Source organism: Pseudomonas sp. 8_5_2 (genome assembly GCF_059295255.1).
Window position 1 is genome coordinate 3,441,141 of record NZ_CM181238.1, and the last position, 22,190, is coordinate 3,463,330.

18 protein-coding genes are annotated in these 22,190 nt (G+C 63.7%); 8 read left to right on the top strand and 10 right to left on the bottom strand.

The genetic code is table 11. From position 1 onward, the window contains the following. Positions 1 to 297: 297 nt before the first annotated feature. The 3 genes from AC5O5R_RS15765 to AC5O5R_RS15775 form a co-directional block, all read right to left on the bottom strand. Positions 298 to 960 (bottom strand): hypothetical protein, encoded by a 663-nt coding sequence (locus tag AC5O5R_RS15765; protein WP_172230350.1) that lies wholly within the window; start codon positions 958 to 960, stop codon positions 298 to 300. A 74-nt stretch (positions 961 to 1,034) separates the two neighbouring features. Next, the gene (locus tag AC5O5R_RS15770; protein WP_172230351.1) at positions 1,035 to 2,402 is read right to left on the bottom strand and encodes an NAD(P)/FAD-dependent oxidoreductase; all 1,368 of its coding nucleotides are present in this window, start codon (positions 2,400 to 2,402) and stop codon (positions 1,035 to 1,037) included. 66 nt (positions 2,403 to 2,468) lie between these two features. Then, positions 2,469 to 3,356, bottom strand: coding sequence for a phytanoyl-CoA dioxygenase family protein (locus tag AC5O5R_RS15775; protein ID WP_172230352.1), 888 nt, complete (start codon positions 3,354 to 3,356; stop codon positions 2,469 to 2,471). Between the two features lie 302 nt (positions 3,357 to 3,658). Here AC5O5R_RS15775 and AC5O5R_RS15780 point away from each other — a divergent pair, with 302 nt between their 5' ends. The 7 genes from AC5O5R_RS15780 (at position 3,659) to AC5O5R_RS15810 (ending at position 12,475) form a co-directional block, all read left to right on the top strand. Further along, a complete protein-coding gene (locus tag AC5O5R_RS15780) occupies positions 3,659 to 4,240 on the top strand; it encodes a TetR/AcrR family transcriptional regulator (protein WP_172230353.1) in 582 nt (193 codons plus the stop codon). Between the two features lie 320 nt (positions 4,241 to 4,560). Continuing rightward, entirely contained in the window at positions 4,561 to 6,087 is a 1,527-nt protein-coding gene (locus tag AC5O5R_RS15785) for a flavin-containing monooxygenase (protein ID WP_172227090.1), read from the top strand. Beyond that, positions 6,084 to 6,959 (top strand): alpha/beta fold hydrolase, encoded by an 876-nt coding sequence (locus AC5O5R_RS15790; protein ID WP_494514526.1) that lies wholly within the window; start codon positions 6,084 to 6,086, stop codon positions 6,957 to 6,959. The genes AC5O5R_RS15785 and AC5O5R_RS15790 overlap by 4 nt, the downstream gene beginning before the upstream one ends. Before the next feature lie 219 nt (positions 6,960 to 7,178). Then, positions 7,179 to 8,336, top strand: a complete 1,158-nt coding sequence (locus AC5O5R_RS15795; protein ID WP_172227096.1) for an iron-containing alcohol dehydrogenase — start codon at positions 7,179 to 7,181, stop codon at positions 8,334 to 8,336. 12 nt (positions 8,337 to 8,348) lie between these two features. Then, positions 8,349 to 9,680: an APC family permease gene (locus tag AC5O5R_RS15800; protein ID WP_172227099.1), complete on the top strand. Its 1,332-nt coding sequence runs from the start codon at positions 8,349 to 8,351 to the stop codon at positions 9,678 to 9,680. Between the two features lie 80 nt (positions 9,681 to 9,760). After that, a complete protein-coding gene (locus AC5O5R_RS15805) occupies positions 9,761 to 11,185 on the top strand; it encodes a gamma-aminobutyraldehyde dehydrogenase (protein ID WP_494514527.1) in 1,425 nt (474 codons plus the stop codon). A 36-nt stretch (positions 11,186 to 11,221) separates the two neighbouring features. Next, entirely contained in the window at positions 11,222 to 12,475 is a 1,254-nt protein-coding gene (locus AC5O5R_RS15810) for an aspartate aminotransferase family protein (RefSeq protein WP_172227102.1), read from the top strand. A 243-nt stretch (positions 12,476 to 12,718) separates the two neighbouring features. Here AC5O5R_RS15810 and AC5O5R_RS15815 read toward each other — a convergent pair whose 3' ends face one another. The 7 genes from AC5O5R_RS15815 to AC5O5R_RS15845 form a co-directional block, all read right to left on the bottom strand. Then, complete coding sequence (locus AC5O5R_RS15815; RefSeq protein WP_172227104.1) at positions 12,719 to 14,377, bottom strand: cation acetate symporter; 1,659 nt, start codon at positions 14,375 to 14,377, stop codon at positions 12,719 to 12,721. Beyond that, positions 14,374 to 14,697: a DUF485 domain-containing protein gene (locus AC5O5R_RS15820; protein ID WP_172227107.1), complete on the bottom strand. Its 324-nt coding sequence runs from the start codon at positions 14,695 to 14,697 to the stop codon at positions 14,374 to 14,376. Before AC5O5R_RS15820 ends, AC5O5R_RS15815 begins: the two co-directional genes overlap by 4 nt. A gap of 56 nt (positions 14,698 to 14,753) precedes the next feature. Next, complete coding sequence (locus AC5O5R_RS15825) at positions 14,754 to 16,406, bottom strand: acyl-CoA synthetase (RefSeq protein WP_218584531.1); 1,653 nt, start codon at positions 16,404 to 16,406, stop codon at positions 14,754 to 14,756. A gap of 96 nt (positions 16,407 to 16,502) precedes the next feature. Beyond that, a complete protein-coding gene (locus tag AC5O5R_RS15830) occupies positions 16,503 to 17,270 on the bottom strand; it encodes an SDR family NAD(P)-dependent oxidoreductase (RefSeq protein ID WP_172227110.1) in 768 nt (255 codons plus the stop codon). Beyond that, positions 17,270 to 18,442, bottom strand: a complete 1,173-nt coding sequence (locus AC5O5R_RS15835; protein ID WP_494514528.1) for an acyl-CoA dehydrogenase family protein — start codon at positions 18,440 to 18,442, stop codon at positions 17,270 to 17,272. The genes AC5O5R_RS15830 and AC5O5R_RS15835 overlap by 1 nt, the downstream gene beginning before the upstream one ends. Before the next feature lie 49 nt (positions 18,443 to 18,491). Further along, on the bottom strand, positions 18,492 to 18,848 hold the full coding sequence (locus AC5O5R_RS15840; RefSeq protein ID WP_172232986.1) for a DUF6285 domain-containing protein: 357 nt from the start codon (positions 18,846 to 18,848) through the stop codon (positions 18,492 to 18,494). Beyond that, complete coding sequence (locus AC5O5R_RS15845; protein WP_256678567.1) at positions 18,845 to 19,903, bottom strand: phosphotransferase family protein; 1,059 nt, start codon at positions 19,901 to 19,903, stop codon at positions 18,845 to 18,847. The genes AC5O5R_RS15840 and AC5O5R_RS15845 overlap by 4 nt, the downstream gene beginning before the upstream one ends. Positions 19,904 to 20,102: 199 nt before the next feature. Here AC5O5R_RS15845 and prpR point away from each other — a divergent pair, with 199 nt between their 5' ends. Then, positions 20,103 to 22,049 carry a propionate catabolism operon regulatory protein PrpR gene (prpR, locus tag AC5O5R_RS15850; RefSeq protein WP_494514529.1) on the top strand — a complete coding sequence of 649 codons (1,947 nt, stop codon included), beginning with the start codon at positions 20,103 to 20,105 and terminating at the stop codon, positions 22,047 to 22,049. Positions 22,050 to 22,190 lie beyond the last annotated feature (141 nt).

The window sequence follows — 22,190 nt, forward strand, 5'->3', positions numbered from 1 at the left end:
TTTAATACGTGCCAGGCGCCTGCCCTTTACTGGGAATTAAAGAAACATGTGTTACCGAAAGATGCTCGTTTATAATGCACCGCCTGAACACTTCGCCAACTAGCGCGCCCGCACACCCTAGGCACGCCGCTTATCCAGGCTCATTATCAATACGAATGGATCACCCATAAAAAAACCGCCCCGAGGGGCGGCAAAAAAGCAGGCCTACGGCCCGCCATGGAGTAACCGCGAGTCCCGAAAAACATACCCTGCACACACGGAAACCATCTTCAAAAAGATAGGGCGCTGCTGCTGATATCAATTGGAGTGAGACATGGCCTGGGCGGAAGCTTTAGTGGAACGCTGAAGTGCACGGTAGGCATAGAACAACTGGGCCATGGAATAAGACCAGACCAGAAACGCGCTGGTCATGAATATCATCTTCGTCTCATCCCCCGGAATCGGGAAGAAATCGTACCGTAGCGCTATGGTCAGCCCCGCGACCGCGCCCAGGAGCGTGGCCAGCGCGTGCCGAAACTCGCCCGCCCGCGCCAGCCGCCACATGAAGTAGAGCAGGTACAGCGTGGCGAGCAACCACATCAGTACATAGAAATAGGGAAGCCAGGCTTTGAATGCCGACGACATGAAATAGATAGCCGTAGAAATAAAAGCCGCCAAAAACAATAGGACATCCTTCGTCGGCGACGGTTTGTAATTATGCGTCACGGCCATCAAACCGAGTGTGACAATAATCGGCACGCCGACCCCGCGGGAAAACGCATCGAGAAAAATGGCAATATTATAATTAGCCTGCCACCCCGTCGCGATAAACGCCGTAAAGTTCGTTGCAGAAATACCCACAATCAAGAACTCCACACCCAGCAGATAATTTTTGCGCCTGATAAATGCTGTGCCATAACCCAAGCCACACACCACCAGCAACACGCATGAGATCAACGCGAATACGTCTATGAGTTCCACAATAACAGCCTCTGTCAAAAGGGGCGCGCCGTAGTTTTAAAATGCCGGGCATAGAACAAGCACAGCAAATGCAATCAGCCCTTATTGGCGTTGCTTTTACGCACTTTTCTATCGGTCCAGTCATCCAGCAACTTGGCTGCCGCAAAGCCAGAGTGGATGACGCACCATTGCAAGGGTTCAGGCAACATGGAGGGCGTTTTGTGTTGCAATGCCGCCAGCAGTTCAGGCGCCTTGCCGTTGATTTGCTCGGCAAAGAGCTTCCCGATCAAGGATTGAGTGCCCAGTCCGTGGCCCGAGCAGCCAGTGGTGTAGTAAATATTCTGTGTCGCGCCCATGGTGCCGATCACCGGCAGGAAGTCGTAGGCGCCACTGACATAACCACTCCAACAGTGCTTCACACCAAGGCCTTGCAGTGCCGGATAGCGCTCGCGCAGCACCTGGGCCAATGCCGCGTAGGCGGTATGGTCAGGGATATTGGGCGTGTTCGAACCGTAGGCATAACCGAGTTTCTTGACGGTCAGTACCATCGTGCCGTGCGCCGTCAGGCGGTGGCTCTCCATGGTGTAATGCGGGGTGATGATCCCTTCCCGTCCTTGCCAGCCCAGATCAGCCAACTGCTGCGTCGACAACGGTTGAGTTTCGATTGCCGACACCCGAATCGCCGCGACCTTGTTGCGCAACACCCCCAACTGTGGCGTATAGGCGTTGGTTGCCAGCACCATCACCGGGGCGCTCGCACTGCCCTGCGCGGTTTTGCAGGTAATGACCGGCCCTTCGCTGAAGGACTGCAGCGGTGTGCGTTCGTAAAGCTTCACCCCTGCCTCGATGGCCGCACGCCGCAGGCCGGCGACGTACTTACCTGGGTTCAAGGTGCCGCCACACTGCTCGGCGGCAAATAGAAAGGCGGGGGGGATACCCCGCGCGCGCATCTCGACACCGTCCACAAAGCGGCTCACCGCGCCCAGCTTGCGACCCAGCGCCATGCTTTGCAGCAAGCGCTTCTCCTGGCTGCGATGAACACATGCCCGGAGCACGCCCGAAGGGTTGTAGTCGCAGTCGATACCCAGCGTCTTGAATCGGCCTTCCACGTAGGGCACAGCCTCGTCATAGAACCTGACGAATTGCGTTGCCTGCTCCATGCCCACGCGCTTGACGAACATATCGTACTCAATCCCCATGCTGCCCAGCAGGTAGCCCGCATTGCGGCCACTGGCCCCGAAGCCGGCGAACTCCTGTTCCAGCACGATGACATCCGCGCCGAGCGCCCTCAGCTCCAACGCGGTCGACAGGCCGGCAAAGCCGGCGCCGACCACGATGACATCGGCCTGCGCCTGCCCTTGGAGCGTCGGCTGCAAATCGCCTGGCCGCTCCACCCATCCACCCAGGCTACGAAACGTCAACGGTGCTGCATTGCCCTGGGCTGCTTTGTTCAACGCATTCATTTACATGGCTCCCGGAAAATCGACTGTGGCTTGCCCCCTGAGCCGCCACATGGCGGCCCAGAAGCGTCAGAACCCTTTGCCCGGTTCGGTGAAGTCCGCCATGCCCAGCAACTCTTGCGGGTCGCGCATCTGGCCATCGATTTCCACCCACCCCAGCAATGTGGAGCTCGCACTCCAGCCCAGCAGGCGTTGCATTTCTGCAGGCAACTGGCGCACGCGCTCAATGGGAATGGACAGGAAGTGATTCTCTTCAAGGCGCAGGAAGGCCAGGTCGTAGGCCATCGTCAGGCCGGTGCGTGGAGCGTCGGACGTGTTGGCACCGCCGCCGTGATACACCGACCCCATCCAGAGCAACACCGAGCCGGCCTTCATTTGCGCGGCAACAGTCTCTTCCTGAGTCGGCATACGCTCGTCATCCCACAAATGACTACCGGGGATGACCCGGGTCGCACCGTTCTCTTCGGTGAAATCCGAGATGGCCAGCATCATCTGCAGCCGCGCCTCACGCCCGTACTGGGGGTGGCGCCACAGCGAAGTCGCATCGTCACGGTGCAGGGGCTGGAGACCTTGGCCCGGCCCGATCTGGATGGCCTGGGTAATGCTGAGTTGAATATCAGGCGCGATCTCCATGCGGTCGCTCCCTACCCAGACGTGAGTAGGTGTCTGCAGGATCTGCCGGGCCGCGCCGATGAACAGCGGGTTCAGCGCCACCTCCACCGCCGTGTCGCTGCGCCCGATGATACGGGCGACACGCCGGGTCTGCGTGCCTGCGAAGTAGGGGTCGACACCGCAAGGCGTGGCCTTCAAGCAGGTGTCCAGCTCTTCGGTGAGGGACTTCAGTGTGGCGGGCGAGACGAAGTCGGAAATGATGACCCCACCGTCACGCCGGATGATCTCCACCACTTGCTCGACCGAGGCATCGCTGCCGACCGTCGAGAGTTTTCGTGTATCCATCTGCGTTCTACCTGTCTGGTTTTGTCGTTGTTCTGTCCAGTGAGCCTCGGCCACCCGGCTTAGCCCACCGGTGCCAACCACAGTGTTCGCGACCTTCGTCCAGCGATGCCACGGTGGAGAACTCATCATTACCGAACATGGTCAGCTGATCAAGTCGTTTGATTAAACTAATTTTCGTGCTGTGCTATCCCTAGGGCATGGGATTGCATCGACGCATGGATCCAGACATGACCTTGCGATAGCATTCGTCACCGCCGACACCCGACCAAGGGCTGGCGGCACTACCGAATAGGGAGAACTCAATGGCTCGGATTGGCGCTGAAGAGCGCAGGCAGGACTTCATCGAGGCCACCGTCAAGGTGATCGCGGAACATGGCGTGGCCAACGCCACCACCCGGCGTATCGCAGCGGCGGCAGACTCGCCTCTGGCGTCGTTGCACTATGTCTTCCACACCAAGGACGAGTTGTTTTATGCGGTCTACGAGTCCTTGATCAACATGCCGCAACAATCGTTGCAACACGTGCCCACAGGCGCCACGGCAGCGGAATCGGTCGGCGAGATGTTGCGCCAGTTGGTCAACTGGTTCACGGCTCACCCGGAAATGGCCACCACCCAGTTCGAACTGTTTTGCTGGAACCTGCGCAACAACCCGCAGATGGCGACCAAGATCTATGCCGTTTCCCTCGACGCGGCCCAGCAGGCCATCGTGAAAGTCACCGACGGCGCGCTGGATCAAACCGCACTGACCACCATCAGCCGCTTACTGATCAACCTGTTCGACGGCTTGATGCTCGCCTGGTCCGCCCACGGCGACCGCGCGCGCCTGGAGGCCGAAACCGACACGGCCTGCCAGGCGGTCAAGCTGCTGGTGGCCAGTTACTGAGGCACCTTGCGGATGCGCTGTGCTGCAACCAGGCGCGGCGCATCCGAGAGGTTTGTGACAATTCACCAGCGAGCATGCCGCTCACCGCCCTGCCCGCGAATACATCCACCCCTCATGGAACAAATCGTAAATCTCTGATTCAACGGGGTCCCGGGACATCCCGAAAGTCAGCGCTCCGCCGCCCACGAATGTGCAAATCATCCTAAAACGATGGCGCCCTGGTGCATTTTGCACCTTGTCGCGCATTGTTGGCCGTCCTATTCTGGTCACTTGATCAAGTCATAAGATCAGTCTCTACAACACAATAATCAGGAGGCGAGATGTCCTCTCACACTGCTCTTCCGGTTGAGCCGCTCGATATTTTGATCATTGGGGCCGGTGTGTCTGGCATTGGCGCGGCGGCCTACCTGCGACGCAATCAACCGAACAAGACCTTTGCCATTCTCGAGTCCCGCGAGCGCATGGGGGGTACCTGGGACCTGTTCCGTTACCCCGGCATCCGCTCCGACTCGGACCTGTACACCTTCGGCTTCGACTTCAAGCCTTGGACCAAGGCCAAGTCGCTGGCGGACGCCGCGGATATTCTCGAGTACCTGGGCGAAGCCATCGACGAGCACCAGTTGGCCCCCTTCATCCAGTACCAGCAGAAAGTCGTCTCGGCCAACTGGCAAAGTGAAAAGGGCCTGTGGGCGGTGCGCATCGAAGAGGGTCAAACGGCGCAGGTGCGCACCCTCGAGTGCCGCTGGCTGTTCAGCGCAGGTGGCTACTACCGCTACGACCAAGGTTTCACCCCTCGCTTCGAGGGCTCGGAACAGTTCAAAGGCCAGATCATCCATCCGCAACACTGGCCGGAAAACCTCGACTACAGCGGCAAGCGCGTCGTGGTCATCGGCAGTGGCGCAACTGCGGTAACCCTGATTCCGGCCATGGCCGACAAGGTCGCCAGCATCACCATGCTGCAGCGCACGCCCTCATACATCATCAACCAGCCGGCCAATGATGGGGTGGCAGCGTTCCTGCGCAAGATCCTGCCCGCGCAAACCGCCTATTCCCTGACGCGCTACAAGAACGCCAAGATCACCCTGGCTTTCTGGGGCTTCTGCCAGCGCTTCCCCAAGCTTTCAAAAAAACTGCTGCTGTGGCTGACCCGCAAGGAGCTGCCAAAAGACTACCCGGTCGACGAGCATTTCAACCCGCCCTACAACCCTTGGGACCAGCGCCTGTGCTCGGTGCCCGAAGGCGATCTGTTCAAAGCCATCAGCGCGGGCAAAGCCGATATCGTCACCGATCATATTGAGCGGTTCACCGAGTTCGGTGTATTGCTCAAGTCAGGCAAGATGCTCAAGGCCGACATCATCGTCACCGCCACGGGGCTGAACGTGCAACTTTTCGGTGGCATCAGCCTGCACAAGGACGGCAAGCCGGTGGTGTTGAGCGAGACCCTGGCCTACAAAGGCATGATGCTTTCCGGCGTACCCAATTTCGCGTTCGCAGTGGGCTACACCAACTCGTCCTGGACCCTGAAAGTCTGCCTGCTGTGCGACCACTTCTGCCGCTTGCTGGGTTTGATGGAGCGCGAAGGCTACAACGTCTGCGAACCCCGGGCGCCGGATGGCATCGAAACCCGCCCCTTGCTCGACTTTGGTGCCGGGTACGTGCAGCGCGCGTTGGACAGCATGCCGCGCCAGGGCCCGTGCGAACCCTGGGTGATGTCGATGGATTACTTCCGGGACGTCAAACTGCTGCGCCGCGGCACAGTGGCCGACAAGTGCCTGAAGTTCACTGCAGTACCCAATGCGCACTCGCACGCCGATGTTCAATTGCAGCAGCAAGGTAGCCGCCGATGAGCACCGACCGCTTCTGCGAGCTGGCGGGCACGCGCAAGCTCTGCTATCGCAGCCATGGCGACGAAACCGCCCCGGCAGTCGTGCTCATCGTCGGCCTCGGGCTGCAGCTGACCTACTGGCCACAACCGCTTATCGACGGGCTGGTCGCGCAAGGCTTGCGGGTCATCACGCTGGACAACCGTGACGCGGGCCGCTCGTTCTTCACGGATGTGGTGCCCCCCACGAGCCTGCAGCAGTTCCTGCGCAAGCGCACACCCGGCTATGACCTGGGTGATATGGCCAACGACGTGATCGGGCTTATGGACAGCTTGAAGCTGGAAACGGCACATGTGGTGGGGATGTCGATGGGCGGCATGATCGCCCAGACCCTCGCTGCACGTTACCCCGAACGCGTCCGCACCCTGACCTCGATCTTCTCTACCACGGGTTCGCTGCGTGTCGGCCAGCCGGCGCTCAAAGCCCTGCTCCAGCTCCTGCGCCGCCCACCGCGCAACCAGCACGAAAGCGTTCGCGACTACCTGGACATCATGGGGCTGATCGGTTCGCGGCTGGAGTGGAACGAGCCGGCCTTGCGTGACTATGCCACGCAGGCCTGGCCGCGCGGTGGCGGTGAGGCCAGCAATCTCGGCACCGCCAGGCAGATCGGCGCGATCATCAACTCCGGTGACCGTACCCAGGAGTTGCAGCGGATTCGCTGCCCCACGCTGGTCATTCATGGCGACAAAGACCTCATGGTCGCCACCAACGGCGGGTTTGCCACGGCGTCAGCGATCCGCGGCGCCAACCTGGTGCTGCTGCCCGGGATGGGGCATGACTTGCCGACGTGCCTGTCGGGCACGCTGCTGTCCCTGCTGACGGGACACATGCGATAGCACAGATTTTCTTTTAGGGGCCCGTCGCTTGGTCGCCCCTCTTTTTATTCCGCTGGACCCTTTTCGCAACTGGTTTACGCAAGACCCAAAACAACAACATTCCGGCCCGTGCCTAACCGCCAGGCCCACATTACACGCCCGAGCCGTTAAACACGGCCAGGCGCGGATGCTCCTCCACTGCCCTTTCGACAATGACAACAATTTGAGCAAGAGGTACGTATGGAATTCAAGTTTTTACTCCCCAGCAAAATCGTGATGGAACCGGGCCTGCGCGAGCGCACCGGTGAACACCTGCGGCAACTCGGCCTGGCCCGCGTGTTGATCGTGACCGATGCCGGGGTCAAGGCCGCAGGCCTGCTGGACAGCGTCTACGCCAGCCTCGACAGGGCCGGCATCGCCTACGAGGAAGTGGCGGACATCAAGGCCAACCCGCGCAGCGAAGACATCAACCACACCGCCCAGCGCTATCGGGGCACGGGTATCGACGGCCTGCTGGCCGTGGGAGGCGGCAGCGCGATGGATGCGGCCAAGGCCATCAGCCTGCTGCTCACCCACGACGGCCGTATCGAAGACTACGAAGGGTCGTTCACCCTCACCCATGCCATCGCGCCTATCGTCGCCATTCCCACCACGGCCGGCACCGGTAGCGAGGTGACCTGCTTCTCGGTGATCACCGACACCGCCCGCCACTTCAAGATGAACGTGCTGGATTACCGCATCGGCCCGGTACTGGCCCTGCTCGATTCCCACATCACCGACACGCTGCCATCGTCGATTGCCGCCGCGACCGGCATGGATGCCCTGACCCATGCCATCGAAGCCTACACCTGCCGCGTGGCCAACCCGATCAGCGACGGCTTGGCGCTGCATGCCATCCGCCTGATCAGCCAGCACCTCAAGGCGGCCGTGCAGGAGCCCGACAACCAGGCGGCCCGGGAGCAGATGCTGGTGGCCAGCCTGATCGCCGGCATGGCCTTCGGCAACGCCGACGTCGGCAGCGTGCACTGCATTTCCGAAGCCATCGGCGGCATGTACGACACGCCCCACGGTGTGGGCAACGCGATCTTCCTGCCCTTCGTGTTCGGCCACAACCGTGATGCCGATATCGTCCGCCATGCCCAGGTCGCCTACGCATTGGGGGTCGACCCCAGGCTGTCGCCGGTCGACGCTGCCGAGGCCGCTGTGGCCCATCTGTTCAAGATGAGCAAGGAGCTGGGCATCCCCCGATTCGCTGAGGTCAAGGGCGTGCGCGAGGACGACTTCCTGACCATCGCCGAAAAGTCCAAGCAAAACTTCTCGGATGCCAGCAATGCCAAGGCGATGTCCGTAGCGGCCTACCACGACATCATCACCACCGCTTACCACTCCGTCGCGTAAGGGGGCACCGTCATGAGTCAGTCAACCTCCGGCGCCTCGTTGAGGCGCACCCTGGGGCCGTTTTCCGTGCTGCTTTTCGGCCTGGCATTCCTGGCCCCGCTGATTGTCTTCGGCACCTACGGCGTGATCACGCAGGCCAGCGGCAACACCACGGCAATGGCCTACCTGATTGCAGCCACCGGCGTGGTGTTCACGGCCTTGAGCTATGGCCGACTGGTCAGGGTGTTCCCGGTGGCAGGTTCGGCCTACACCTACACCCGCAAGATGCTCAATGCCAACCTCGGTTTCATGGTGGGCTGGGCCGCCCTGCTCGACTACTTCTTCATCCCGATGCTGATCTGGCTGCTCGGCGCCAGCTACCTCAACATGGCGTTCCCTGAGGTGCCCCAGTGGGTGTGGATCACCGGCTTCATCGTCTCCACCTCGCTGCTCAATGTGCTCGGCATCCAGGTGGCCAACCGCTTCAACGTGCTGTTGATGGTGGTGCAACTGGTCATCATCGTCGTGTTCATCGGCCTGTGCGCGCACTACATCGTAGCTGCCAACGGCCCTGGCGGGCTGCTGTCGGCCAAGCCGTTCTTCAACCAGGACGTGCCCTTCGCCACCAGCATGGCCGGCGCCGCCATTGCCGCGTACTCGTTCCTGGGCTTTGACGCGCTGTCCACCCTGAGCGAGGAAACCCGCGACCCTGGCCGCACGCTACCGCGCGCCATCCTGCTGGTTGCCTTGATCGGCGGCTCGGTCTACGTCGGTTCCTCGTACTTCATGTACCTGGCGCACCCCTCCCCCACGTTCGAACGGGTGGACGGGGCCGCCTTCGAGATTGCCCGGATGATCGGCGGCGACCTGTTCTTCGCCGTGGTCCTGGCCGGGATCATCGTCGCCCACTTCGCGGCGGGAATGTCGTTCCAGGCCAGCGTGGGCCGGCTGCTCTACGCCCTTGGCCGGGACAACCAACTGCCCCGCCGGTTGTTCGGCGCGCTGCACCCTCGCTACAAGACCCCGGCATTCAACATCCTGCTGTGCGGTGTGTTCGGCACCGCCGGTTTTGGCCTGACGATCGCCACCGCGACCTCCCTGGTCAACTTCGGCGCGTTTCTCGCCTTCACTGCCGTCAACCTGTGCGCCTTGCGGCTCACCTTCGATGCGCGCGTCAAGGACGGGGCCGGGTTGCTGCGCGGCGTGGCGTTCCCGCTCATCGGCCTGGTCACGGCCGGGTGGATGCTGGCCAGCCTGGACAAAGACGCGCTGATCATGGGCAGTTGCTGGCTCGGCCTCGGGCTGGTCTACCTCGCCTGCCGCACCAGCCTGTTCCGTAACCCGGTCCCCGACGCCCTGGCGTAGCGCCCCTCCTTTCCATCGAACCCTCTGACGACAATCCCAAGGCAGGCCACAGGCCTTGCCGTTCAAACACGAGAATCGACATGCAAACAAAGCTCCTGATCAATGGCGCCCTGGTGGCCGGCGAAGGCGACGAGCTGGCGGTATACAACCCGTCCCTGGGCAGCGTCCTGGTACAGACCCACGAGGCCAGCCGTGCCCAGGTGAATGCCGCGGTGCAGTGCGCGGATGCGGCCTTCGAAGCCTGGTCGCAAACACCACCCAAGGACCGTGCGGCACTGCTGCTCAAACTTGCTGATAGCATCGACGCCCAGGCACCGGTGTTCGCCCGCCTGGAAGCAGATAACTGCGGCAAACCCTTCACGGCCGTGCTACAGGACGAACTGCCCGCCGTCTCGGACGTGTTCCGCTTTTTTGCCGGCGCCGTTCGCTGCCTGCAAGGCTCGGCGGCGGGCGAGTACATCCCGGGGCACACCTCGATGATCCGCCGCGACGCGATCGGTGTCGTCGCTTCCATCGCGCCGTGGAACTATCCGTTGCTGATGGCGGCATGGAAGCTCGGCCCGGCCTTGGCCGGCGGCAACACCGTGGTCCTGAAACCCTCCGAGCACACCCCGATGAGCACCTTGAAACTGGGGGAGCTGCTCGCCGACATCTTCCCCGCCGGTGTGGTCAACATCGTCCATGGCCGCGGCGCCACGGTAGGTGAACCGCTGACCAGCCACGCCCAGGTGCGCATGGTGTCGCTGACCGGCTCCGTGCGTACCGGCAGCCGCATCATCGAAGGCACGGCCGACAGCGTGAAACGGATGCACATGGAGCTCGGTGGCAAGGCACCGGTGATTATCTTCGACGATGCCGACATCGATGCCGCCGTCGAGGGCATCCGCGCCTTCGGCTTCTACAACGCCGGCCAGGACTGTACCGCCGCGTGTCGCCTCTATGTGCAGAAGGAGGTCTACCCGGAATTCGTTCGCAAGCTTGGCCACGCCGTGTCCAGCATCAAATGCGGGTTGCAGGATGACCCGGCAACCGAAATGGGCCCGCTGATCACCCAAGAGCATCTGCAGCGTGTCGAGGGCTTCGTGAACCGTGCCCGGGAGCTGCCCCATATCGAGGTCGTCACCGGCGGCAAGCGCGCCTCAGGGGGCGGGTTCTTCTTCGAGCCCACGGTCCTGGCCGGCACCCGCCAGGAAGACGAGGTGGTGTGCCGTGAAATCTTCGGGCCGGTGGTTACGGTCTCTTCCTTCGAGGACGAGGCCCAGGTACTGGCGTGGGCCAATGAGTCGGACTACGGCCTGGCCTCTTCGGTGTGGACCGCCGACGTGGGGCGGGCACATCGCCTGGCCGCCCGCCTGCAATACGGCTGCACCTGGGTCAACACCCACTTCATGCTGGTGAGCGAAATGCCCCATGGCGGCGTGAAGCTGTCGGGGTACGGCAAGGACCTGTCCATGTACGGCCTGGAAGACTACACCGTGGTCCGCCACGTGATGTTCAAGCACTGACGCCCCACGACACCCCATCATTGCCAGAGGTTATGCATGAACAACATCGAAACGTTCGAAAGGCTCGAGTCCAATGTGCGGATGTACTGCCGCGACTTGCCGCTGGTGTTCGATACCGCCCAGGGCAGCAAGATCCGCGGCGAAGATGGCCGCGAGTACCTGGACTTCTTCGCCGGCGCAGGCGCCCTGAACTATGGCCACAACGACCCGCGCATGCGCGATGCCTTGATCGCCTACCTGTCGGCCAACGGCGTGACCCACGCCCTCGATCTGCACACCTCCACCAAGCGCCAGTTCCTGGAGTCGATCGAACGTGACCTGTTCCAGCCACGCGGCTGGGACTACAAAGTGCAGTTCACCGGCCCGACCGGCGCCGACGCTGTCGAGGCGGCATTGAAGCTGGCGCGCAAGGTGACGGGGCGCACCAAGGTCGTCTCCTTCTACGGGGCCTACCACGGCATGACGGCCGGCGCCCTGGCGGTCACCGGCAACCGGACCCGCCGAGGCCCCGGGCTGTCCAACGACGTGGTGTTCGTACCGTACGAAGACAGCCCTTACGGTGAGTTCGACAGCATTGGTTTCCTTGAGCGCCTGGCCAACGACCAGGGCAGCGGATCGGAACTGCCGGCCGCCGTGATCGTCGAGTCGGTGCAGATCCAGGCCGGTGTCTACCCGGCTTCCAACCTGTGGTTGCAGCGCTTGCGCCAATGGACCCGCGATCACGGCGTCGTGCTCATCTGCGACGAGATCCAGGCCGGCTGTGGCCGCACGGGCGATTTCTTCGGTTTCGAGCGCTCCGGGATCGTGCCGGACCTGATCACCTGCGCGAAATCCATCGGCGGCTTTGGCCTGCCGATGGCGATCGTGTTGATCCGCGCCGGGCTGGATGCCTGGGAACCAGGCGATCACATCGGCACCTTCCGCGGCAACCAGCTGGCCTTCCTGACCGCGCAGATCGCGCTCGGCTATTGGCGCGACGAGCAGTTCTTGAAGCTGCTGGCCGACAACAGCGCGGCCATGACCCGTGCGGTTGCCGGTTTCGCAGAGATCCCGGGCGTGGCGTCCGCACGCTCGCGCGGCATGATCGCCGGCATCGATTTCGGCCGCGGCAACGTGGCCTTGGCCAAAGATGCCCAGCAGCGCGTACTGCAAGCGGGCGTACTGGTCGACCGCTGCGGACCGAACGGCGAAATCATCAAGCTGATGCCACCGTTGAATACCCCGACCGACCAACTGGAGGAAGGCCTGAAAGCCTTTGGTGAATCGGTCGCGGCAGCGCTGCGCCAGTAAATGCAGGGGCCTGCTGTGCGGCCTGTATCGATGCAGGTGCCGCACGCAGGCCCATCGTATGCAACGGCGTGCGGGTCTTCGACCCGGTGTGCAAGGTTGTGCAGCGCGCGGCGGCGATGGGCTACGGCGACCAGGACATCGTGGCCACTACCAAGTCATGCGCCCGTGAACAGGAGCCAGGGCAAGGGGATACCAAGCAGGGAACGCGGCCGCAGGCACTCATCCGCCAGCGGCCGTTTTAAGTCAATGATCGACTGCACCGCTGGCACCGAGGCCGGTCTGGCCCCGTACGAACTGGTCGGCGAAAGCCGCCCTTTCCGCCTTGGCCCGTGCCGTCCGGTCCAGCCGGGAAACTGCGTAAGCCAGCAAAAACGCCAGCGGCATGGAGAACAGCGCAGGCTGTGTATAGGGGAACAGCGGCTCGGCGAAGTTCAACACATCCACCCACACCAGCTTGGAAAACACCACGAAGCCCATGGCACTGAGCAACCCGACGTAGCCACCGGCCAACGCACCACGGGTAGTCAGCCCCGACCAGAACATCGACAGGAACAGCACCGGGAAGTTGGCCGAAGCGGCAATACCAAAGGCCAGCGCAACCATGAACGCCACGTTGATGTTTTCGAATACCATACCCAAGGCTACCGCCACCAACCCAAGGCCCAGGGTAGCCAGCTTGGTCACCCGCAGTTCCTGCCGCTCGCTGGCCGCGCCTTTCATGATCACCCGCGCATACAGGTCATGGGCGATGGCGGACGCCCCGGCCAGGGCCAGGCCTGAAACCACGGCCAAAATGGTGGCGAAGGTCACTGCAGACAAGAAACCCAGCAGCAGGTTGCCGCCAACGGCCTGGGCCAGGTGCATGACCACCATGTTGCCCCCGCCCAGCAACTTGCCACCCACCTCCCCGCCCTCGAAGAATTGCGGCTGCTGACTGACGATCACGATCGACGCCAGGCCCAGCAGGAAAATGACGTTGAAGAAGTAGCCGATGAACCCGGTGGCATAGAGCACCGACTTGCGCGCCTCCCGGGCATCGCTGACAGTGAAGAAGCGCATCAGGATATGCGGTAGCCCGGCGGTGCCGAACACCAGCCCCAGGCTCAGCGACAGCGCGGTCAATGGGTCGGCCAACAGGCTGCCGGGCGCCAGCAGGCGTTCGCCCAGGGCATGGGTGTCCATGGCCTTGCTGACCAGTGTGTCATAGCTGAAGTCGAACTCGCGCATCGCCAGGAACAGCACCAGCGACCCGCCGACCAACAGCAGGAACGCCTTGATGATCTGCACCCAGGTGGTGGCCACCATGCCGCCGAAGGTCACATACAGCATCATCAGCGCACCGACGATCACCAAGGCGATGTGGTAGTCCAGGCCGAACAGCAGCCTGATCAACTGCCCAGCCCCGACCATCTGCGCCACCAGATAGAAACACACCACGGTCAGCGAGCCGATAGCGGCCATGGTGCGCACCTTGCCTTGGTTGAGGCGGTACGAGGTGATGTCGGCGAAGGTGAAGCGGCCAAGGTTGCGCAGTCGCTCGGTCATCAACAGCAGCAACACCGGCCAGCCTGCGAAGAAGGCGATGAGGTAAATGTAACCATCCATGCCGGAGGTGTAGATGAGCGCGGTGATCCCCAGCAGCGTCGAGGCGGACATATAGTCACCGGCCAGCGCCAGGCCATTCTGCCAGCCCAGTATGCCGCCACCGGCGCTGTAGAAGTCCGCCGTCGAGCGGGTGCGCCGCGCTGCCCACCAGGTGATGCACAGCGTGAACAACACGAACACCATGAACATGCCTATGGCATGCAGATTGAGCGGCTGACGCTGGCCCGCGTCGAGCGCAGGTGAAGCCAGCGACAGGCCCGAGTGCAGCAACAAAGCCAGAGGCAGTAGTTTCTTCATGCGCCCTGCTCCCCTTCCAGTCCGGCGACCAGCGCCTGCGTCAGGCGATCGAACTCGCCATTGGCCCGGTACACATAGAACGCCGACAACGCGCAGAAGAACACGAACAGGAAGGCGCCGGCCGCGACGCCGAAAGTCATGTTCGACCCCTCGGTCAGCCGCCTGGCGATCAGCTCGGGCCAGAGCGACACCAACGCGATGTAGCCATAGAACGTGGTCAGGATCAGCAGGAACAGGCTCAGGGTGAAGCGGTTTCTGCGCGCCACCAGTTGCTGGAACTGGGCACTGGCGCGAACACGCGCATATAACAGGCTGGACATGAGACACCTCGGTCAATGTACTTGTTGTTATGGGATGTGCAGGTGTTACAGCTCGATCAGTGCTCGGCGTCGGCGGTCGGCGCCTCCTGTTGCCGGGCCCACTCACGCAGGACGAACTTCTGGATCTTGCCGGTGGCGGTCTTGGGCAGTTCCGTGAGCGACACATGTCGCGGAGCCTTGAAATGCGCCAGACGTTCACGGCACCAGCGGATCAGGTCGCCTTCCGTGACCGTGGCGAGCCCATTCGAGCGCAGGGTGACAAACGCATGGGGTGTCTCGCCCCAGCGCGAATCCGGGCGCGCCACCACTGCGGCCTCGACCACCTCAGGGTGCTGGTACAGCACTTCTTCGATCTCCAGCGAGCTGATGTTCTCGCCGCCGGAAATGATGATGTCCTTGGACCGGTCCTTGATTTCCACATAGCCGTCCGGGTGCAGCACGGCCAGGTCGCCCGTGTGCAGCCAGCCATTGGCCAATGCGGCCCGGGTGGCCTCTGGATTGTGCAGGTAACCTTTCATCACGGTGTTGCCGCGCACCACCAGCTCGCCAAGGGTAAGGCCGTCGGCCGGGACCGGACGGCCGGTGTCGGTATCCAGCACCGTAGCCTCTTCAAGCATCGGGTGGGCGACGCCCTGGCGGCTCATGAACCGGGCGCGAGCCTTCAGAGGCAATTCGTCGACGCCCGGCTGCCACAGGCACAGGGTGCTGGGGCCGTAGCTTTCGGTCATGCCGTAGGCATGGGTGATGCTGAAGCCGCGTGCTTCCATCGCCGCGATCACCGCGCTGGGTGGCGCGGCGCCGCCGGTGATCACCGATACCGGCCCGCTCGGCGCGCCAGCGTGCTGGGCATGGATCAGCATCGACATCACCACCGGCGCGGCGCTCAAATGGGTCACACCATGCACGGCGATCGCGGTGTGGATCGCTTCGGGCTGGACCTTGCGCAGGCACACATGGGTGCCCCCGGACAAGGTCACCGCCCAGGTGTGGCTCCAACCGTTGCAGTGGAACATCGGCAAGGTCCACAGGTAGACGCTGCGCGGCCCCAGCTGGAAGATCAGCGCCCCGGCGCAGGCATTGAGGTAGGCGCCACGGTGATGCAGCACCACGCCCTTGGGGTCGCCGGTGGTGCCAGAGGTATAGTTGATGGCGATCGATTGCCATTCATTCTGCGGCGCGCTCAGCGGCCTGGCCGGATCGCCCTGGGCCAGGAATGCCTCGTACTCCAGGTCATCGGCCAGCTCGCCCGGCTCGGACGCGTCATCGTCGATGGCTACCAGCAATGGAGGCGTGTCGAGCATGGCCAGTGCCTGTTGCACCACCGCGCCAAACTCACGATCGCAGATCAGCACCTTGGCCGCGCAATGACGCAGGATGAAAGCGATGCTGCGCGCCTCCAGGCGGATATTGATGCACACCAGCACGGCGCCCGCACCGGGCACGCCATAGTGCGCCTCGAGCATTTCAGGGATGTTCGGCGCGAGTATCGCCACCCGCTCGCCCGGCTGCACGCCGACCCGCTCCAGCGCACTGGCCAGGGCACGGCTGCGCTTATGCAGCTGCTGGTAGCTGTAGCGCCGCTCGCCGTACACCACGGCATCACGCTGCGGGTACACCTGGGCGGCGCGTTTGAGGAACGACAACGGTGAAAGGGGCACATGGTTGGCTTCGTTGGGGGCAAGCTCATGCTCGAAGGTTGGGTGAATCATCACTGACACCCCATCGACAGGTTATCCAGGCATTGAAGGTACATACACATCTCCTGCTTATTGTTGTTCTCGCATCAGGGTTGTGGCCGGGTCAGATCACAGGCTGCTGCACAGGTGCCCGCCATCGACCACGATTTCGGTGCCGCTCATGGCCCGCCCGGCGTCGCTGGCCAGCAACAGCAAGGCGCCGTCCAGGTCCTGTGGCTGGCTGAAGCGCCGACTGGGGATACGCGAGCGCAGCTTCTCTCCGGCCTCGCCGGCCAGGAAGGCATCATTGAGCTCGGTCATCACGTAGCCCGGCGCCAAGGCGTTCACCCGGATGCCATGGCGCGCCAGTTCCAGGGCCATGGCGCGAGTCAGGTGGGCAAGCCCGGCCTTGGCCGCCAGATAGGGGCCGACGGCGCCAGCCACGCGGCTGGCGAGGATCGAGGTCACATTGATCAGGCTGCCGCCCTGCCCCGCGGCGACCATCCGCCGGGCGCACTCCTGGGCCACAGTCCAGGCGCCCTTGAGGTTGGTGTCGAGCACCCGGTCCCAGCTCTGGTCGTCGCAGGCCAGCAGCGACTGGCTGTCGCTCACCCCGGCGTTGTTGACCAGCACATCCAGCGGGCCGGCGGCATCGAGCACCCGGCATACATCGTCGCGGCAGGTCACATCCAGGGCCAGGGCCCGCGCGCGACCACCGGCCAGCTCGATAGACTCGACCAGGCTCTGCAGCGGCCCCAGGCGCCTGGCCGTCACCACCACCTCGGCACCGGCCGCCGCCAGGGTAGTGGCGAAATGTCGGCCAAGGCCGCTGGAGGCGCCGGTCACCAGGGCGCGCCGCCCATCAAGGGCGAACAGTCGGGCAACAGTCGGCTGCATCAGTGGGCTCCCGGGCGCTGGTCGAGGAGTTTCTTCGCCAGGCTCATGCGGTGCACTTCGCTTGGGCCGTCGTAGATGCGGAACGGGCGAATGTCGCGGAAGATCCGCTCCACCACGGTCTCCCCGGTCACGCCACGCCCGCCCAGCACCTGCACGCAGCGATCGACCACCCGCCACAGCGCCTCGGCGCTGATCACCTTGGCCATGCTCGAATCGACATTGGCGCGCTGGCCTTGGTCGAGCACCCAGGCGCAGTGCCAGACCGCCAGGCGCACCACATGCAGGTCCATCATGTTGTCGGCCAGCATGAAGCCTACGCCCTGATGCTCACCCAGCGGCTTGCCGAACGCATCGCGGGTGCGTGCGTAGTCACAGGCGATGTCATGGGCCCGTCGCGCGGCACCGAGCCAGCGCATGCAGTGGGTCAGGCGCGCCGGGGCCAGGCGTACCTGGGCATAGCGGAAGCCCTTGCCGATCTCGCCCAGCACATCGCTGGCCGGTACCCGCAGGTTGTCGAAACGCAGTTGCCCGTGGCCGCCGGTGAAGCAGCTGTCCAGGGTATCCAGCTGGCGCTCGTGGATGATCCCTTCGCGCTGCATGTCGGACAGGAACATGGTCGCCGAGCCATCCTCCATGCGCGCCATGATGATCGCGAACCCGGCGCCGTCGGCCCCGGTGATTAACCACTTGCGGCCGTTGATAAGGTAATCGTCGCCATCGCGGGTGGCGGTGGTGCGCAGCATCGACGGATCTGACCCCGAGCCCGGCGCCGGTTCGGTCATGGCGAAGCACGAGCGCATGTGCCCCTGGACCAAGGGCCGCAGCCAGCGGTCCTTTTGCGCTTCGGTGGCCACCACGTCCATCAGGTGGATGTTGCCTTCGTCCGGGGCATGGATGTTCAGCGCCACCGGGCCCAGGGGCGAGTAGCCGGCCTCTTCGAAGACGATGGCCTTGGCTGCATGGCTCAGGCCCAACCCGCCCATTTCGCGGCTGGCGTGGGGCGTCAGCAGGCCCGCTGCCTGGGCGCGGGCCTGCAGGTCCCGACGCAGGTCGTCGCTGGGGCCGTGGCCATCCTGGCGTGGGTCGTTCTCGAACGGGATGACCTGTTCGGCAATGAAAGTGCGGGTTCTGGCCTGCAGTTCGAGCAGTTCGTCTGGGAGGGTGAAGTTCATGAGGGTCCTTGTTGGTGCTTGTCGGTCTTGAAACAGGGGGGCGCCTCGCTCAGCGCACGGCCTTGGGGTTACTGATCGTCAGCCGGTCGAGCGTCACCTGGCGCAGCGTCTCGACCAGAGTGCGAGCGCTGTGCGGGGTATCGTGGTGACCTTGGCGAATCGCCCGTGCCAGCTGGCGTCGGGCTTCCTGCAATGAAGGGGCCGGCGCATCGATCAGCGCGGCCAGGTGCGCCTGCTCCTGAAGGCCGAGGACGGCGCCCAGGCGGTTTTCGCGGGCGGCGATGGCCATGGCGTTGGCGATCATCAGCGTCGGGTAGCGCAGCTCGCCGGGCAGAGCCGGCAATACCTGCTCCAGCAAGGTCTGGCGGGCGATTTCGAGTAATTGATGGGCGTGCGGCTGGGTCATGGCGCATCGGCTCCGGTCATGTTCAGGATGTCGAGTTCAAGCTCCGGCAGCAGGCGCGCGGTCAGTGCCAGCTCCAGGGAAGGCTCTTCGCCGGACAGATGGCGCTGCCCCTGCTGCAGCGCGATTACCGCCCAGCGCAGGGTCGCCATGACCTGCCAGTAGTGCAGTTGGTGGGGCTCAACCCACAGTGGCGATACCTGGTGGTAGCCACGCAGGAAGTCCGCCAGCTGGCCAATGCCGCCAGCTTCCAGGTCAGGGCGCGTGAACCGCCAGCACGGGGCGGTAAACCAGCCGAGGTCCTCGCAAGGGTCGCCCCAGCCGGTGAATTCCCAGTCCAGCACCGCTTCCAGCCCCTGCTCGCTGGCCAGGTAGTTGCCCGTGCGGTAGTCGCGGTGCAGCAGACACAGACGGCTGTCTCGCGGTGCATGCAGTTCGCACCAGCGCAGGCCCCACTCCAGTGCCGGGTAGGCATCGTCGAGGGTGTCGAGGTAACGCCGATAGGCATCGACGGTGGCCAGGGCAGGCGAACGCTGCGGCACGGGCAAGAAGTCCAATGCCGCACTCGGCGGGCGGATCTGATGCAGGCGCGCCAGGTTGGCGCCGAGCTGCTCCGCCAGCCGGGCCAGGCCCTGGGCGCCCGCTCCTGCGCTGAGCACCCGCCCGGCAGCGACACCCGACACATACTCCATCAGGAAGAACACCCGCCCGTGGACCTGCGTATCGCGGCACAGCCAGAGTGGCCGCGGAACTTTTACCCCGGCCTGGTGGGCCACCTGCAACACGGCGAACTCCTGGGCGCGGTCGAGGCTGGCCGGCAGCGCCGACAGCGCGTCGCTGCGCAACACCCAGCGCCGGGTACCGGCCCAGGGACCGCCCTCGATCAGCAGTTCGAGCAGCCAGTTTTCCTGGATGGCACCGCCGCTCAGACGCTTGCGGGCTTGAATCTCAACACGCGTTGCCGTTGCCTGCTCACGGATGAAGTCGACAAGGCGCTGCTCATCGGTCGCGACCGCGAGCATGTCGCCTGCCGGACAAGTCGTAGAGGAACTGATCATGAATCAATGGTCCTGCCTTCGGTTTGAAGTGGGCAGGTCAACTGGAGCAACCCCCGGGCCAACTTTCTCAGGATCATCTGCAAGCCCCGTCATGCCTGGCCTGCAGCGGCTCATGGGAAAGGCTGGCGAAGCGCGGAATTGCATAGATGAAACAAATTGGTTCAGGATGGAAACAATTCATTTCTGAACAGGCGCCGCCATGCATTCCCCCACCTCCCAGGTCGTCGTGCTGATCAGTCACCTGCAGCGCCCCCTGCAACGCAGCCGCCTCGCGCAAATGGTGGCCGCGCTCGCCGCGGACTACCCCGACACCCACATCGAAGTGCTCGACACCTCGGTGACCGAGGTACTGCAAGCCGCCCGCGAACTGGAATTGCGCGGAGAAGCCGACGTGTTCATCTGCGCCGGGGCCACTGCTGCCTACCTGCGTAAGCACCTGGCGCGCCCGGTACTGACGATGCGTGTGGGCGGCGGTGACCTGCTGCGGGCACTGGGGCAAGCGCGCGAGCATGCCTCGCAAGTGGCCTTGCTCAGCTACAACCGCATCGACCAGGGCCTTCAGGCCATGGCCGGGCTGTTCACCGTGCAGGTTCACCAGGCTGCCTACACCTCCCTGGAAGAAGCGCGCCAGGAAGTCGAACAGGCCGCACGGATGGGGTGTCGCAGCATCATCGGCTCATCGACGGTGGTGGAGCTGGCGGAACAGGCCGGCCTGCACGGCGTGCTGTCACTGAGCGAGGACACTGTGCGCAAGGCGCTCGAGGAGGCCGTGGGCATCCTTGATAGCCAACGGATCGAGATCGCCAAGCGCCGGCACTTGAACGCCGTGCTGCAACACATCCCCACCGGCGTGGCGGCGGTCGACAACCAGGGCGTGGTGCAGTCGCTCAATCCGGCCCTGGCTCAGCTGCTGGATTTGCCGCTCAGCGCGGCGCTGGGCCGTCCGCTGCAGCAGCTGTGCCCGGAACTGGACCTGCAGCAGGCGTTTGCAGAGGGCGGCGAAGAAAACCGGGTGATCCGGCTCGGCTCACATGCAGTGGTCAGCAACCTGCTGCCGATCCTCGAGAACGGCCAGCGCACCGGCCTGGTCCTGACCTGCCAGGACACCACCGCCGTGCAGCGGGCGGACCAGCGCATCCGTTCCACCCGCCGGCCCGGCGCCTTTACCGCCCGGTACCGCCTTGAGCAGCTCGACGGCAACAGCCGGGCCAACCGCGAAATGCTGCAGCTGGCCAGGCGTTTTGCCGCCAGCCAGTCAACCATCCTGATCACCGGTGAAAGCGGCACCGGCAAAGAGTTGCTGGCCCAGGGCATCCACAACGAGAGCCCGCGCCGACAAGGCCCCTTCGTCGCCATTAACTGCGCGGCGTTCCCGGAGACGCTGCTGGAAAGCGAACTGTTCGGCTACGAGGAAGGCGCCTTCAGCGGCTCACGCAAGGGCGGCAAGCCTGGCCTGTTCGAAGTGGCGCACCGGGGCACACTGTTTCTCGACGAGATCGGCGACATGCCCGTGCCGCTGCAAACGCGCCTGCTGCGTGTGCTGCAGGAGCGCGAAGTACTGCGCCTGGGCGGCACCGAGCCGATCGCGATCGATGTGCGCATCATCGCCGCTACCCATCAAGACCTGCGAAGCGCGATAGTCGATGGCGACTTCCGTACCGACCTGTATTACCGACTCAATATCCTGCGCCTGCAGACCACCCCTTTGCGCGAGCGCCCCGAGGATATTGCCCTGATCTGCCGGGGCATCAGCCAGCGCCTGCTGGTCCAAGGCCAGCCACCGGGCGCGGCGGACGTGCCAGGCGCCCTGTTGCCTTACCTGACACGCCATGGGTGGCCGGGCAATGTGCGTGAGCTGGAGAACGTAATCGAGCGGGCGATGCTCTCGGCCCGCGAGCTGCTGGGGGAGCATGGCGTAGACGAACAGTACTTGGCGCGGGTGCTGCCCGAGCTGTGCGAAGGGGTTACGCCAACCAGCCGTGCCAGGCCCTCCCGGGAGTCGGACCTGCACAGCATCGGCAAGGCCGCTCAGTTGCGCCATGTGCAGGAAACCCTGGACAACTGCCAGGGCAATCTCGACGAAGCGGCGCGGCAGCTGGGCATCAGCCGGACCACGTTATGGCGAAGGCTCAGGGCAGTGCGGTGAATCTGGTAGTTAGCCACCTGACGGCCGATTACCGACTCAGTATCTGCTCCGGGTCGATGGAAGACGTTCGTCACGAGCGCTCCAGTACGGGCCCGTACTGTCTCCAGACACTGCATCGAGACACTACAGGACCGGGCAGCA

Coding starts and splice junctions, on each gene's coding strand:
- AC5O5R_RS15770 (WP_172230351.1), bottom strand. CDS start 2,402: ATGAATGCGTTGAACAAAGCAGCCCAGGGCAATGCAGCACCGTTGACG.
- AC5O5R_RS15775 (WP_172230352.1), bottom strand. CDS start 3,356: ATGGATACACGAAAACTCTCGACGGTCGGCAGCGATGCCTCGGTCGAG.
- AC5O5R_RS15780 (WP_172230353.1), top strand. CDS start 3,659: ATGGCTCGGATTGGCGCTGAAGAGCGCAGGCAGGACTTCATCGAGGCC.
- AC5O5R_RS15785 (WP_172227090.1), top strand. CDS start 4,561: ATGTCCTCTCACACTGCTCTTCCGGTTGAGCCGCTCGATATTTTGATC.
- AC5O5R_RS15790 (WP_494514526.1), top strand. CDS start 6,084: ATGAGCACCGACCGCTTCTGCGAGCTGGCGGGCACGCGCAAGCTCTGC.
- AC5O5R_RS15795 (WP_172227096.1), top strand. CDS start 7,179: ATGGAATTCAAGTTTTTACTCCCCAGCAAAATCGTGATGGAACCGGGC.
- AC5O5R_RS15800 (WP_172227099.1), top strand. CDS start 8,349: ATGAGTCAGTCAACCTCCGGCGCCTCGTTGAGGCGCACCCTGGGGCCG.
- AC5O5R_RS15805 (WP_494514527.1), top strand. CDS start 9,761: ATGCAAACAAAGCTCCTGATCAATGGCGCCCTGGTGGCCGGCGAAGGC.
- AC5O5R_RS15810 (WP_172227102.1), top strand. CDS start 11,222: ATGAACAACATCGAAACGTTCGAAAGGCTCGAGTCCAATGTGCGGATG.
- AC5O5R_RS15815 (WP_172227104.1), bottom strand. CDS start 14,377: ATGAAGAAACTACTGCCTCTGGCTTTGTTGCTGCACTCGGGCCTGTCG.
- AC5O5R_RS15820 (WP_172227107.1), bottom strand. CDS start 14,697: ATGTCCAGCCTGTTATATGCGCGTGTTCGCGCCAGTGCCCAGTTCCAG.
- AC5O5R_RS15825 (WP_218584531.1), bottom strand. CDS start 16,406: ATGATTCACCCAACCTTCGAGCATGAGCTTGCCCCCAACGAAGCCAAC.
- AC5O5R_RS15830 (WP_172227110.1), bottom strand. CDS start 17,270: ATGCAGCCGACTGTTGCCCGACTGTTCGCCCTTGATGGGCGGCGCGCC.
- AC5O5R_RS15835 (WP_494514528.1), bottom strand. CDS start 18,442: ATGAACTTCACCCTCCCAGACGAACTGCTCGAACTGCAGGCCAGAACC.
- AC5O5R_RS15840 (WP_172232986.1), bottom strand. CDS start 18,848: ATGACCCAGCCGCACGCCCATCAATTACTCGAAATCGCCCGCCAGACC.
- AC5O5R_RS15845 (WP_256678567.1), bottom strand. CDS start 19,903: ATGATCAGTTCCTCTACGACTTGTCCGGCAGGCGACATGCTCGCGGTC.
- prpR (WP_494514529.1), top strand. CDS start 20,103: ATGCATTCCCCCACCTCCCAGGTCGTCGTGCTGATCAGTCACCTGCAG.